This is a genomic window from Bradyrhizobium sp. CCGE-LA001, from assembly GCF_000296215.2.
Lineage (GTDB): Bacteria > Pseudomonadota > Alphaproteobacteria > Rhizobiales > Xanthobacteraceae > Bradyrhizobium.
Map to the genome: position 1 here is coordinate 1,320,849 of NZ_CP013949.1, position 12,894 is coordinate 1,333,742.

The 12,894-nt window shown below is 63.9% G+C and carries 12 protein-coding genes; 9 read left to right on the forward strand and 3 right to left on the reverse strand.

Translation table 11 applies throughout. The annotated features are described in order from the left end of the window. The first annotated feature begins 119 nt into the window (after positions 1-119). Together BCCGELA001_RS06350 and BCCGELA001_RS06355 are read left to right on the forward strand one after the other, a co-directional pair. Positions 120-1,295, forward strand: coding sequence for an ABC transporter substrate-binding protein (locus BCCGELA001_RS06350; protein WP_060737516.1), 1,176 nt, complete (start codon positions 120-122; stop codon positions 1,293-1,295). Then, positions 1,292-2,050, forward strand: a complete 759-nt coding sequence (locus BCCGELA001_RS06355) for an SDR family NAD(P)-dependent oxidoreductase (protein WP_202815401.1) — start codon at positions 1,292-1,294, stop codon at positions 2,048-2,050. Before BCCGELA001_RS06350 ends, BCCGELA001_RS06355 begins: the two co-directional genes overlap by 4 nt. Before the next feature lie 116 nt (positions 2,051-2,166). Here BCCGELA001_RS06355 and BCCGELA001_RS06360 read toward each other — a convergent pair whose 3' ends face one another. Both BCCGELA001_RS06360 and BCCGELA001_RS06365 read right to left on the reverse strand, forming a co-directional pair. After that, entirely contained in the window at positions 2,167-2,979 is an 813-nt protein-coding gene (locus BCCGELA001_RS06360; RefSeq protein WP_008544228.1) for a nickel-binding protein, read from the reverse strand. A 175-nt stretch (positions 2,980-3,154) separates the two neighbouring features. Continuing rightward, positions 3,155-3,919 carry an IclR family transcriptional regulator gene (locus tag BCCGELA001_RS06365; protein WP_008544230.1) on the reverse strand — a complete coding sequence of 255 codons (765 nt, stop codon included), beginning with the start codon at positions 3,917-3,919 and terminating at the stop codon, positions 3,155-3,157. Positions 3,920-4,171: 252 nt separating this feature from the next. Here BCCGELA001_RS06365 and BCCGELA001_RS39415 point away from each other — a divergent pair, with 252 nt between their 5' ends. The 5 genes from BCCGELA001_RS39415 to BCCGELA001_RS06390 all read left to right on the forward strand — a co-directional run bounded on the left by BCCGELA001_RS39415 (position 4,172) and on the right by BCCGELA001_RS06390 (position 9,343). After that, the gene (locus BCCGELA001_RS39415; protein WP_063921092.1) at positions 4,172-4,564 is read left to right on the forward strand and encodes a transcriptional regulator; all 393 of its coding nucleotides are present in this window, start codon (positions 4,172-4,174) and stop codon (positions 4,562-4,564) included. Positions 4,565-4,631: 67 nt separating this feature from the next. Then, a complete protein-coding gene (locus tag BCCGELA001_RS06375) occupies positions 4,632-5,651 on the forward strand; it encodes a hypothetical protein (RefSeq protein WP_144441174.1) in 1,020 nt (339 codons plus the stop codon). 125 nt (positions 5,652-5,776) lie between these two features. Next, a complete protein-coding gene (locus BCCGELA001_RS06380; protein ID WP_060734863.1) occupies positions 5,777-6,550 on the forward strand; it encodes a hypothetical protein in 774 nt (257 codons plus the stop codon). 400 nt (positions 6,551-6,950) lie between these two features. Further along, a complete protein-coding gene (gene purD / locus BCCGELA001_RS06385; RefSeq protein WP_060734864.1) occupies positions 6,951-8,234 on the forward strand; it encodes a phosphoribosylamine--glycine ligase in 1,284 nt (427 codons plus the stop codon). Between the two features lie 206 nt (positions 8,235-8,440). Then, positions 8,441-9,343: an alpha/beta fold hydrolase gene (locus BCCGELA001_RS06390; protein ID WP_008544246.1), complete on the forward strand. Its 903-nt coding sequence runs from the start codon at positions 8,441-8,443 to the stop codon at positions 9,341-9,343. Between the two features lie 147 nt (positions 9,344-9,490). Here BCCGELA001_RS06390 and BCCGELA001_RS06395 read toward each other — a convergent pair whose 3' ends face one another. Continuing rightward, the gene (locus tag BCCGELA001_RS06395) at positions 9,491-9,949 is read right to left on the reverse strand and encodes a nucleoside deaminase (RefSeq protein ID WP_060734865.1); all 459 of its coding nucleotides are present in this window, start codon (positions 9,947-9,949) and stop codon (positions 9,491-9,493) included. 120 nt (positions 9,950-10,069) lie between these two features. On the opposite strand from BCCGELA001_RS06395, the gene BCCGELA001_RS06400 reads away from it, so the two are divergent. Both BCCGELA001_RS06400 and rsmD read left to right on the forward strand, forming a co-directional pair. Further along, a complete protein-coding gene (locus tag BCCGELA001_RS06400; RefSeq protein ID WP_060734866.1) occupies positions 10,070-12,127 on the forward strand; it encodes a pseudouridine synthase in 2,058 nt (685 codons plus the stop codon). Positions 12,128-12,267: 140 nt separating this feature from the next. Continuing rightward, positions 12,268-12,825 carry a 16S rRNA (guanine(966)-N(2))-methyltransferase RsmD gene (rsmD, locus tag BCCGELA001_RS06405; RefSeq protein ID WP_060734867.1) on the forward strand — a complete coding sequence of 186 codons (558 nt, stop codon included), beginning with the start codon at positions 12,268-12,270 and terminating at the stop codon, positions 12,823-12,825. Positions 12,826-12,894 lie beyond the last annotated feature (69 nt).

The window sequence follows — 12,894 nt, forward strand, 5'->3', positions numbered from 1 at the left end:
TGCGGGCGGCAAATACCGGGACGAAACACGCACAAGGCAAGGGAGGGTTGAGCATGGCTGGACGATATCGGGTGAGCCGCCGCGGGCTGCTGGCCGGCGCCGGCGGATTGGCGCTGGGCATGACGGGGCTCGGCGCACGGGCGCAGGAGACAAAGCCGCTCCGCATCGGCGTGCTGACGGACATGTCCAGCCTCTATGCCGATGTCACCGGTCCAGGCTCGGTGCTGGGGGCCAAAATGGCGGTGGAGGATTTCCAGGCGTCAGGGCCCAAGATGACCCGGCCGATCGAGATCATCAGCGGCGACCACATGAACAAGGCCGATGTGGGCGCCAACATCGCGCGCGAATGGATCGACCGCCAGGGCGTCGACGTGATCGTCGACGCGCCAAATTCAGCCGTCGCGCTCGCGGTCCGCAACATCGTGCAGCAGAACAACAAGACGCTGCTGGTCTCGGGCGCATCCTCGTCCGACCTCACCGGCAAGTCCTGCTCGCCGAACCTCGTGCACTGGACCTACGACACCTACGCGCTCTCCTCGGGTGTCGCGCGCGCCGTGGTCGAGAGCGGCGGCAAGAGCTGGTTCCTGCTCACCGCCGACTACGCCTTCGGCCATGCCATGGAAGGCGACATCAAGACTGTCGTGCAAAGAGCCGGCGGCAAGGTTCTCGGCGGCGTGCGCACGCCGATCAACACGCAGGACTTCTCCTCATTCCTGCTGCAGGCCCAGTCGTCGAAGGCGGAGATCATCGCCTTGATCAATGCCGGCGGCGACACCATCAATTCCATCAAGCAGGCGGTCGAGTTCGGCATCCCGCAAGGCGGACAGCGCGTGGTTGCGACGGTGCTGTATCTCAGCGACGTGCATTCGCTCGGCCTGAAGATCGCGCAGGGGCTGCAGTTCACCGAATCCTTCTACTGGGATCTGAATGAGGACACGCGCGCCTGGACCAAGCGCTTCGCGCCGCGCAACAACGGCCGCTATCCGACCGCGCTGCATGCCGGCGCCTACGCCACGACGCTGCACTATCTCAAGGCCGTCGATGCGCTCGGCGCCTCCAGCGACGGCAAGGCCGTGGTCGAGCAGATGAAGAAGCTGCCGACCGACGATCCCCTGTTCGGCAAGGGCAGCGTGCGCGCCGACGGTCGCAAGCTGCACAACATGTATCTGTTCGAGGTGAAAAAGCCCGAGGAATCGAAGCAGCCCTGGGACTATTACAAGCTGGTCAAGACCATCGCGCCGGCCGAAGCCTGGCGGCCCCTGGCGGATGGCGGCTGCGAATTCCTGAAGTCGTGATCGACAAAAATCGGCCGCCGGTCGCGCTCGTCACCGGCGGCGGCGGCGACATCGGACGCGCCATCGCGCTGAGACTGGCGCGGATGAGCGCTGCGGTCGCGATCGTCGACCGCGACGAAGCGGCCGCCAACGCCACTGCGCGCCTGGTCGAGCAGGCCGGGGCGAGGGCACTCGCGATCCGCGCCGATGTCTCGATCGCGCGGGATACGGTCGCCTTCGTCGAGGCGACCGAAGCTCGCCTGGGGCCGATCGGCATCTTCGCCAACAATGCCGGCATCGAGGGCATCGTCGCGCCTCTCCACGAATACCCGGACGAGACATTCGATCAACTGCTGCAGGTGAACGTGAAGGGGGTGTTCCTCGGCCTCAAGCACGTGATCGCAAGGATGATGCAGCGTGGGACCGGTGCGATCGTCAACACGGCGTCGACGTCCGCGATCCGGGGGCGTGCAGGACTCGCCGGCTACGTCGCCTCCAAGCACGCCGTGCTCGGGCTGACGCGGACGGCAGCGCTCGATGTCGCCGGGACGAAGATCAGGGTCAACGCGGTGCTCCCCGGCCCGGTGGAGTCGCGCATGATCCGGGAATTGGAAGGCCAGGCGCGCAAGAGCGACATTGCATTGCGCCGAAGTGCGCCGGCCGCCCATGGGCGGCCGCAGGACGTCGCGAACATCGTTGCCTTCCTCGCGTCCGACGAGGCCGCGCATGTGAATGGTGCGGCCTGGGTCGTCGACGGGGGCATGACCGCCGGCTAGCTAGAGCGTGCACTCATTGAGCGGCCGGCGGCTGATGTCCGGTTTGCGTCAACGTCAAGATTGCTTCCGAGGTCGCAGATGGGTCCAGAAGCGGACGTCGCTGGTAGTCGCGAAAGTTAACGCCATTCGATTCCGTATGCATCAATGGGCTGCTGAAAGCCCTTGAGCTGATGGGCACCCAAACTTGACACTTGCACGCGATCCCGGATGCAATCCCGTACAGCCTTTGACACGAGAATAGCATTCGGTTCGGCCAACTGACACAAACGTGCGGCCAGTTGAACGGTCGCACCGAAAAGGTCGTTGCTGTCAGCAATCGGTTCGCCGACATCGATGCCAATTCGCACCTGAAGCTTCTCCTTGCTCGCCAGATTGAAGGCCTCAAATGCGCGTTGGATGGCGCGGGCGCATTGCACGGAAGCAGCGGCGTCGGCAAAGGATGCCATGATACCATCGCCGGTGTGCTTCACCACATGCCCGCCCTCGTCCTTCAAGGCCCGGCGCACCAGCGCGTCATGAGCCCGAACCATCTCCACTGAACGAGCATCGCCAAGACGCTCCGTCATGCTGGTAGAGCCGACGATGTCGGTGAACAAGATAGCCCGCAGCGCCGAATCGAATTTTACATCGTCTGCCGCGCCGCTAGGTGCCGGGTCGGATACTCTCCCCAGAAACGCCTGGACCGCCGAGAGGTCCACTTCGATGACATCTTTCGCTACGTCGCCGTGAGCTTCGTCATGAACCTTCATCGCCGTTCGGATATCCGGTGCGTCAATGAGGCAGAAGCCCGTACCGCGCGATTCATCAAACCAGTACGTTAGAAAACGAACGCCGTATCTATCTTGCACTTCCAAATCTTTGCGATGCGCCTCGGCGATATCGGCAGCGGTCAGCCCCGAGAGATCGTGTCGGTCAAGGAAAATTGGCATTGGCAGCACCCGATCCAATTCTTCGAAATATGGCCTGAAGTCTGCACCAAGCTTGGAGTTCCCGAAAGTGCCAATCCCCGCGTCCTGATGTCCGCCGCGGGGTCACGAGCCGCCGATCCCGCCCGAGGTCGGAGCTTCCGCTTTGCATGCAAGCCGAGTCTATGAGTACACGTTGTTAGGCGATGCCGCCGATCTTCTCGGATACGATCTTCGCCGCGCCCCGCAGCTCTGCCGCAATGGTGCTGGCCTCGCTGGCGGGGATCTGATCCTGCCGCACCAACGGGACGGTCATCGCGGCCACCGCGCGGCCGGAGGCCTCGATGATCGGGCAGCTATAGGCAAGGATGCGCGTATAGCCGTCGTCGTTGGAGAAGTTTCCGCCCTCCGCGGAAATGCGGTCGAGCGCGGCAAGCGCCTTCTTGACGCTGATGCGATCGTTGCTCGCGATGACCTGCGCAAGCTCTTCGCGCCGGCCCTCGAGCTGGAAGGCCGCCAGAACCTTCGCCGACGCATATTGCTGGGTGAGCGGAAACACCGCGCCGACCTTGACCGACCAGCCCATCAACCATTCCGGCTCGATCCGGGCGATCACCATGAACTGCTCGCCGTGCAGCACCGTGAGGTGGCAGGACAATTGTACGCGGGAGGCGAGCTGCTCCATCACCGGCAGCGCCGCCTTCAGCAGCCGCTCGGTCGGCGGGAATTGCGAGGCGATCCGGAACAGCTTCAGCGTCAGCGTGTATTCGCCGGTCGCGGGATCACGCGCGACATAACCGCGCCGCTCCAGCGCCACCAGCATCCGGAAGATCTCGCTGACGGAGCGCCCGACGGCCTCGGCGAGCTGCTTCTGGCTGAGCCCGCGCGCCGCGCCCGCCAGCGCCTCCAGAAGGTCCAGCCCTTTTTCCAGGGCGGGCGCGCCCGGCTGCAGCTTGTCAGTCATCCCTTAGGCCTTGTTGGATCGGAGCGCGTGATCACACGGCGAAAATGCATATTTCCGTGTAGCCGATCGCTTGAGCGGCGAAAAGTCGAATGCCAGCAAGCGCCTGGCCGGCCCGGACGACATCATCCCCTAGCCGTTGCGGCTGAAGATCATAGCCGCGCTCCATGCGCTGCCGGAGGGCACCGGCTTCGAATTCGCCCCCCTGAAAAGCACATCGGCGCTACTGACGGCAATCCCGGCGCGCATATCGAGATGCTTGCCAAGGCGGGGTATGTCTCGGTCGGCAAGGCCTTCGTCAGCAAGAAGTCGCAGACCACGGTGACCGCCACGGCGGCCGGCCGCGGGGCCTTCGCGCCATGTGGCGACGCTGCAGGTCTGATCTCATCCCGCCATTACGCTAGCGTCGAAGATATGCTTGTGCGGTCCGCTGCTATCCCAGGGGACGGACATAATCTGCGGGGACTACCCTCTGTGTCCGCGTTGTGTCCTGATCCGCTGGGCCGCTTTAGGAAGGGAGTTGATGCGCCGGAAGTCTCGGCAGGTGTCTGGCTAGGGCCGGAAAATCGCTTGGCGACCTCCCTGTGGCTTGCGGGCTGCCCGTGCGACCGGATGATCTTGGTCCCTGCGTTTCCCGTGCGCTGTTGACCCTTTCCGCGGCCTCCAAGAACTTGCCATAATAGCGCGAGGGTCAATGTAGGCGTGGAGAAATACGGTGCTTCGTATCGATAGAGCCGGAAAAAAGTTGGTCCGACTGACGAAATCCACTTTTGTGGACGCCGATCACTGGGAAAGGGACTTGCAGGCGATGATCTGCACAGACCCCGACAGCTTCTGCGAAGAGATCGGTGAAAATCTTTGGGTGATTGGCCAAGAAGTTCGTCCGTCTGAGGCCGTACCCGATAGGATTGATATTCTTGCAACAGACGAAGATGGAACAACTGTCGTCATCGAACTTAAGCGCGGCACGCATAAACTTCAGTTGCTCCAGGCCATAAGCTACGCCGGAATGATATCTAAGTGGCCGTCTGACCGATTTGTTCAAACTCTGGCAACGAACTACAAGCAGTCATACGACGATGCGCGGGCCGACATTGAAGAACACGTTGGCTCGGACGTCTCTGCGATCAATCAAGATCAGCGAATAATACTTGTTGCGGAGGACTTCGATCCCGCGCTCCTGATCGCAGCCGAATGGCTTCACGAAATCTTTGAAGTCGATATTCGATGCTACCGGCTGTCGCTGTCTCAGGAGGGTGGGAATGACTACCTAACGTGTACGTGTGTGTATCCGCCCATTGAAATAGCGGCTCTCACTCGTGGCTCCGAAAAAGCTGGTCGCACCTCCGCCTCGTGGAAAGATTGGGACGATGCACTGAAGGCTATCGAAAATCCTGCCGTCTCCGACTTCATACGAGCTGCCCTTGCGAGCAATCAGGAAACGCGGCTCTATCGGCGGCAAGTTATCTATCGCATTGGCGGTAAGCGACGCTTCTGGGTAACGTGCCGACCGGCATTCGGGTATGTTTGGCAGCTTGGTAGATTTGATGTTGACGAGCAATTTTGGGAAACGCGGCTTTCGGCACCTAACGTGAAAGAAGTCAATGATAAGCGCGGGCTGCGGTTTTATTTGAGGACCGCCGCAGATTTCGACGCATTCAATCGCGCCGTTGGTGATGATTTGGTTCTGACCGAATTTTCTGAGCCAGACCAGTTGGAGGTTAGGGGTGCATAGGACAGCACCTGGCAAGCCGCTACAAACTGGGGTCCGCCAGCGCTCACGGTCTGCTGTCGCGATGAGAAGATATTTGAGATACGCGACCGGCTGGTCGACGAACGCCGTTCCTGATAGAGACCAAAATGAGCATTCACGTCGACACAATCTTCGAGTTTCTCATCGAGTACTTGGCTCGTATCGCTCACGACGATCAAGCTAGGCGGCAGAGCCACGGCGCCGACCTATATGTTCCCCATCAGTTGGACCGATATTGGTCTCTACAAGGCGTTAGTTCTAGCCAACAAACTGATGCGCACGTTAGTGCTTTCTACGATGCCGTCGCTGAGCTATGCCGCCTCGGCGTGCTCCGAATGGGGTACAGGAACCCCTCAAAGACCGGGGTCGCGTCTGGCGGCGACATTGATCGCAAATTTTCGTTGACGGCCAACGGCATTCGTTGGGTCGAAAGCGCCGGTGATCGACAGGTTATTGAAATAGGCCGGATGGCAGAACTGTTCGATGAGTTCACGAAGTTCGGCGACGCCTTTGGTCAGCGAGCCACAGAGGCCGTAGGAACTTACAGGACCCGAAATTACTTGGCGTCATGCGCCATGAGCGGTGCAGCCGCCGAAGCTGTCTTACTTTCGATTGGTTTCGTCAAACTCGGCGAAACTGAGACCTTGAAAAGGTACCGGCGGCCGCAAGGACGTTCGGAGCTTCTAAAGGCCATTACTCCCGATATCCAGTTTTCGTCCGCCCTTTCGATCATGAGCTATTGGAGAGATGAAGCTGCGCACGGCCGAACATCCGAGATAGGCGAATTGAACGCTTGGGCAGCGCTCACGCAGCTACTGCAGTTGGCACAGTACAGTGAGAAAAACTGGTCGCGGCTCACTCAACAGGCCGCTGCCGTCTGATCGAAGCGATACGCGCCTTGTTCTCGGAATTCTCGATAGTCAGCTTCTCGAACGTTCGATGGGACCGTCCCGCGCCGGCCAAACTAGCAAGGCGAGCGGGTCGTTGACCTCGTCGTAAGACCTGTGGAAGCGTGGAGCCTACAGAAGGCAAATTCTCTCCTTCTGTGGGTGGTGGCGCGAAAGCGCCGGATGAGGGCTCCATCCAGGGAAGCAGACCTCGCATCCGAGCGAGCCGACGCTCTCTGTGACCAAGCCTTCCCACAAGGGGGAGGGCACATCAATCGGCACCGATGCGCAGCGGCCCCCCGGAATGACGGGAAGTTCGGGCCTATCCCCCTTGAGCCGCACCCCGATTCATGCGACCTCCGCCCCAGCCAAACCCCTCATTCCTGAGCCTTCGATGCACATTCTCCTGCTCGGTTCCGGCGGCCGCGAACATGCTCTGGCGTGGAAGATCGCGGCTTCCCCCCTGGTGACTAAATTCTGGTGCGCGCCCGGCAATGCCGGCATCGCGAAGGAGGCGGAGTGCGTCGCGCTTGATGTCGCCGCCCATGCTGCGGTGATCGACTTCTGCAAGAAGAACAAGGTCGAGCTCGTGGTGGTCGGTCCGGAGACGCCGCTGGCGGCCGGCATCGTCGATGATCTCACCGCGGCCGGTATCAAGGCGTTCGGGCCGAGCAAGGTGGCGGCGCAGCTCGAAAGCTCCAAGGGGTTTACCAAGGCGCTGTGCACCGAATTCGGCATCCCGACCGGCGCCTACAAGCGCTTCACCAATGCCAATGATGCGCGCGCCTATGTGCAGAGCCAGGGCGCGCCGATCGTGGTCAAGGCCGACGGCCTTGCCGCCGGCAAGGGCGTGGTCGTCGCCAAGACCGTGCGCGAGGCCGAGGATGCCATCGCCATGATGTTCGAGGGCGCCTTCGGCGAGGCCGGCACCGAGGTCGTGATCGAGGAGTTTCTGCCGGGCCGCGAGATCAGCTTCTTCGCGCTCTGCGACGGCGAGACCGCTATACCGCTGGCGTCCGCCCAGGACCACAAGCGCGTGTTCGACCACGATGTCGGCCCGAACACCGGCGGCATGGGCGCCTATTCGCCGACGCCGCTGGTCACGCCTGCCGTCCACGACGCGATCATGGCGAAGATCATCCTGCCGACGGTATCAGGCATGAAGCAGCGCGGCACGCCGTTCCGCGGCGTGCTCTATGCCGGGATCATGCTGACGACGCAGGGCCCAAAACTGTTCGAGTTCAACGTCCGTTTCGGTGATCCCGAGTGCCAGGTGCTGATGCTGCGCATGATGTCGGACATCGTGCCGGCGTTCCTCGCCGCCTGCGACGGGCAGCTGAAGAATTTCGACCTGCGCTGGCATAAGGAAGCCGCGCTCACCGTGGTGATGGCGGCCAAGGGCTATCCCGGCGACTACCAGAAGGGCACGCGGATCTCTGGCCTGGAGGAGGCCGCGAAGGTCGAGACCGCCGAGATCTTTCACGCTGGTACCGTCGAGAAGGATGGCGCGATTCTCGCCAATGGCGGCCGCGTGCTCAACGTCTGCGCGCTGGGTGCGACCGTGACCGAGGCGCAAAGCCGTGCCTATCAGGCCGTCGACCGCATCGACTGGCCGGAAGGATTCTGCCGCCGCGACATCGGCTGGCAGGCCGTGGAGGCGGAGAAGGCTGGGAAATAGGCTGCCGATCCGGACGGCGCGACAGACGCGCGGACCCGGAATCTCGAGGCATTGTGTCACCGCGCCGCCACATCCACATTCCAGAATATACAATCAGTCGTTGGGGTTAGCTGCCCCGACGATAATACCGGTACTGTGCATGGGGTTGTTTTCGACCATTGGTGTGTCGAGGCGGCCCTCGCCTGACCAGACAAGGATGCAAAAAGATGTCCGACCTCGCTGACCTCTATCCGGGATTTGCCGCCGAATGGGTCGACACCTCCTTCGGCCGCATCTTCGCCCGCGTCGCGGGCAAGGGCCCGCCGCTGCTGCTGTTGCACGGCTTCTCCGAGACGCATGTGATGTGGCACCAGGTGGCGCCTGAGCTCGCTGACGCCTTCACGCTGATCATCGCCGACCTGCCGGGCTATGGCTGGTCCGACATGCCCGCCAGCGATGCGCTGCACATTCCCTACAGCAAGCGCGCCATGGCCAAGGCCATGATCGAGGTGATGGAGCGCCTCGGCCACGTGCATTTCGCGCTCGCGGGCCACGACCGCGGCGGCCGCGTCGCCTACCGCCTCGCGCTCGACCATCCCGGCCGGCTGTCGAAACTCGCCGTCCTCGACATCCTGCCGACCTATGATTACTGGGAGCGGATGAACCGCGCCTATGCGCTGAAGATCTATCACTGGACCTTCCTGGCGCAGCCCTATCCGCTGCCGGAGACGCTGATCGCGGGCAATGGCGAGTTCTTCCTGCGCTTCAAGATGGCGAGCCAGACCAAGTCGAAGACGCTGGACGCCATCGACGCGCGCGCGCTCGAGCACTACCTCGCCCCGTTCCGCGATCCCGCCCGGATCCATGCGATGTGCGAGGACTATCGCGCCGGCGCCTATTTCGATTACGACCTCGACAAGGCCGATTTCGAGGCCGGCAAGAAGATCACCATCCCCATGCTGGCGCTGTGGGGCAATGCCGGCATCGCCCAGGCCGCCTCGACCCCGCTCGACACCTGGACGCAATGGGCCACGAACGTCGCGGGCATGCCGGTGGATTCGGGGCACTTCCTGACCGAGGAGAATCCGGACGATACCGCGCGGGCGTTGCGCGAGTTCTTCGCGGCTTAGGCACCGCGGTGCGCCACACCCACAACTGTCATCGCCCGGCTTGACCGGGCGATCCAGTACTCCGTGACGCCAGCGATCGACTCGACAGGCCGCGGCGTACTGGATGCCCCCGGTCAAGTCGGGGCATGACAGTGGAGTGCATAGCTCCTACCGCCGCTCGCGAAAGAACTCCCGCAGCAGCCGGGCCGCCTCGCTCTCGCCGACGCCGGAATAGACGTCGGGCGCGTGATGGCAGGTCGGGGAGGCGAAGAACCGCACGCCTGAGTCCACTGCGCCGCCCTTGGGGTCGGCCGCGCCGTAGTAGAGGCGCCTCACCCTTGCAAAGGAGATCGCGCCCGCACACATGGTGCAGGGCTCCAGCGTCACGTAGAGGTCGCACTCGGGGAGGCGCTCGCTGCCGATCTTCTTTGCCGCCTCGCGCAGCGCGACGATCTCGGCATGGGCGGTCGGGTCACGGTCGGTCAGCGTCCGGTTGGCCCCGGTGGCGATGACCTCGGACGCGCGCACGACCACGCATCCGATCGGAACTTCGCCCGATTTTCCAGCATTTTCGGCCGCCTCAAGCGCCAAATCCATGAAAGAAGGGGCTTTCATGCCTCGTATCATCGCCAGAAACCTGCTACTAGCTCCGCCTTCAGCAAGAGTGGATACCGATTTTGCCTGAGCATGCGGCTCGCAGCGAGCGCGCACAATGCTCATCGCACGACCCCCTGAGTGAGATCATTCATGCCTCGCGACAGCGACAAAGACAACGACTCCCGCGGCCGGCGAGGCCCGGCCAAGGGGCCATCGAAGGGCCGCAGCGGCAAGCCGCGCGGGCCCGAGAAGAAATTCGCCAAGCGCGGCTTCGAGGGCAAGAGTGCGGGGAGGGGCGACCGCGACAGTCGTCCGCCCCGCGGCGACCGTGACAGCCGCCCGTTCCGCCGCCGCGAGGAGGGCGATGCCCCGCGCCGCGATTTTTCCGACCGCCCGCGCTTCAAGCGCGACGATCGCGGCGAAGGCCGCGGCGAGCGCAGCTTCAAGCCGCGCGGCGACCGCCCGTTTTCCGATCGCTCTTCGCGCGATGACGAGAAGCGGCCGTTCAAGCCGCGCGGTGATCGCCCCTCCTATAGCCGCGACGACCGCCCGCCGCGCAGCCGGGATCGCGACGATGCCCGTCCGGCCGGCCGGACCGGTGAGCGGAAGTTCGGCGACAAACGGCCCTATGCGCCGCGCGGCGACCGCCCGGAGCGCAAGTTCGACGGCGAGCGGAAGTTTTCCCGCGGCGGCGAGCGCGGCGAGCGCGGCGACTCAAAACCCTGGCAGAAGCGCGACGCGGCTCCGCGGGGCGATCGGCCGCCGCGCAAGGATTTCAGCAAAGGTCCTCGCAAGGATTTCGGCGGCCGCGACCGCAGCGAAGAAAAGCCCTGGCAGAAGCGTGACGATCGGCAAGGTGGCGAGGATCGTCAGCGCTTCTCGCGGTCGCGTGACGATCGCGCCTCCGGCGACCGCCCGTTCCGCGACCGCCCGAAATTCGATCGCCCGCGAGAGGATCGTCCCAAATTCGATCGGCCTCGTCGTGACGGCGACGGCGAGCGCAGTGGGCGCGGCAGCGATCGCCCGAAATTCAGTCGTCCACGCGAGCGCTCCGAGGGCCGCTCCGATTGGCACGAGCATCCGCGTAGCGAGGGCCGCTTCGGCGATCGTCCGCGACGCGACAATGAGGATGACAGCAGGATTTTCGAGAAGCGCCCCGCCTTCGGCGGCCGCGGTGCCTATCGCGAGCGCGATCGCGACTTCGAGGGTCGGCCGCGTCGCGAAGACGCACCGAAGCCGAAGAAGGCCGGCGAGCGCATCGCCAAGGCGCTGGCGCGTGCGGGGCTGGCCTCGCGGCGCGATGCCGAGGAGATGGTCACGCAGGGCCGTGTCACCGTCAACGGCCGGGTGATCAATTCGCCGGCGCTCGACGTCACCGCAAATGACGTCGTCATGGTCGACGGCAAGCCGTTGCCGCCGCGCGAGCGCACGCGGCTGTTCCTCTATCACAAGCCGCGCGGGCTGATGACGACGCATGACGACCCCGAGGGGCGTCCGACCGTGTTCAACAATCTGCCCGAAGGCCTGCCGCGCCTCATCAGCGTCGGCCGGCTCGACTTCAACACCGAAGGCCTGTTGCTGCTCACCAATGACGGCGGCCTCGCCCGCACGCTCGAGCTGCCCGACACCGGCTGGCTGCGGCGCTACCGCGTCCGTGCCCATGGCGACGTTACGCAGGCGCAGCTCGACGCCCTCAAGGACGGCATCGAGATCGAGGGCGTCAAATACGGTCCGATCGAGGCGACGCTGGAGCGCGACCAGGGCGCCAATGTCTGGCTGGTGTTCGCGATCCGCGAAGGCAAGAACCGCGAGGTGCGCAACGTCTGCGCCCATCTCGGGCTCGAGGTGAACCGGCTGATCCGGGTGTCTTACGGCCCGTTCCAACTCGGCGAGATTCCCGAAGGCCAAGTCGACGAGATCCGCTCGCGCGTGCTGCGCGAGCAGCTCGGCGACAAGGTGATCGAGAAGTCGGGGGCCGAGTTCGACGTGCCTGCGAAATCCGCCGGGGGCGGGGACGATGCACCGAAGAAGCCGATGAAGCGCGCGGTGATCAACGACCGCAAGGGCCGTCGCGTGCTGGTGCAGCGCACCGGCAGCGAGGAGGCGCGCGAGCGCAACGAGATGGAAGCGAATGGCTACGGCCCGCCGCGCCGACCCAAGCGCGGCTATCACGGCAAGCGCGATCTGACGCCGCGGGATGGCGAGTAACTTTCAATGGTCGGGGCGAGTTCGATACCGTGCAAGCGGTCGTCATGGCCGGGTTCGACCCGGCCATCCACGTCCTGCATGCGCCCATCGCTGAAGTACGTGGATGCCCGGGACAAGCCCGGGCATGACGGACCCGTGTGATGCGCGTCGTCGGCGGTCGTTTGAAGGGGCGCAATCTCGCCTCACCGTCCTCGCGCGACATCCGCCCGACGGCGGACCGGCTGCGCGAGTCCGTGTTCAACATCCTCGTGCATGCCTATGACGATCCGATTGTGGATGCACGCGTGCTCGATCTCTTCGCCGGCACCGGCGCGCTCGGCATCGAGGCGGCCTCGCGCGGGGCGAAGTTCACGCTGTTCGTCGACAATGGCGCCGAGGCGCGGGCCCTGCTGCGCAACAATGTCGAGTCGCTGGGCCTCGGCGGCGTGACAAAAGTCTATCGCCGCGATGCGACCGATCTCGGTCCGGCGCATCCGGTCGAGCCGTTCTCGCTAGTGTTCCTCGATCCGCCCTATGGCAAGGGCTTTGCGGAGAAGGCGCTCGCGAGCCTACGCGATGGCGGCTGGCTGACGCCGGGCGCGCTGCTGGTGGTGGAAGAGGCGAAGGACGCGCAGTTCGCGACGCCGGCGGGATACGGGGAGTTGGAGCGGCGGGCGTATGACGACACGGAGTTCGTGTTCCTGCGTAGGGCGGATTAGCGCAGCGTAATCCGCCATCGTCGCTGCGGATGCAGAAGAGGCGGGTTACGCTGCGCTTACCCGCCCTAC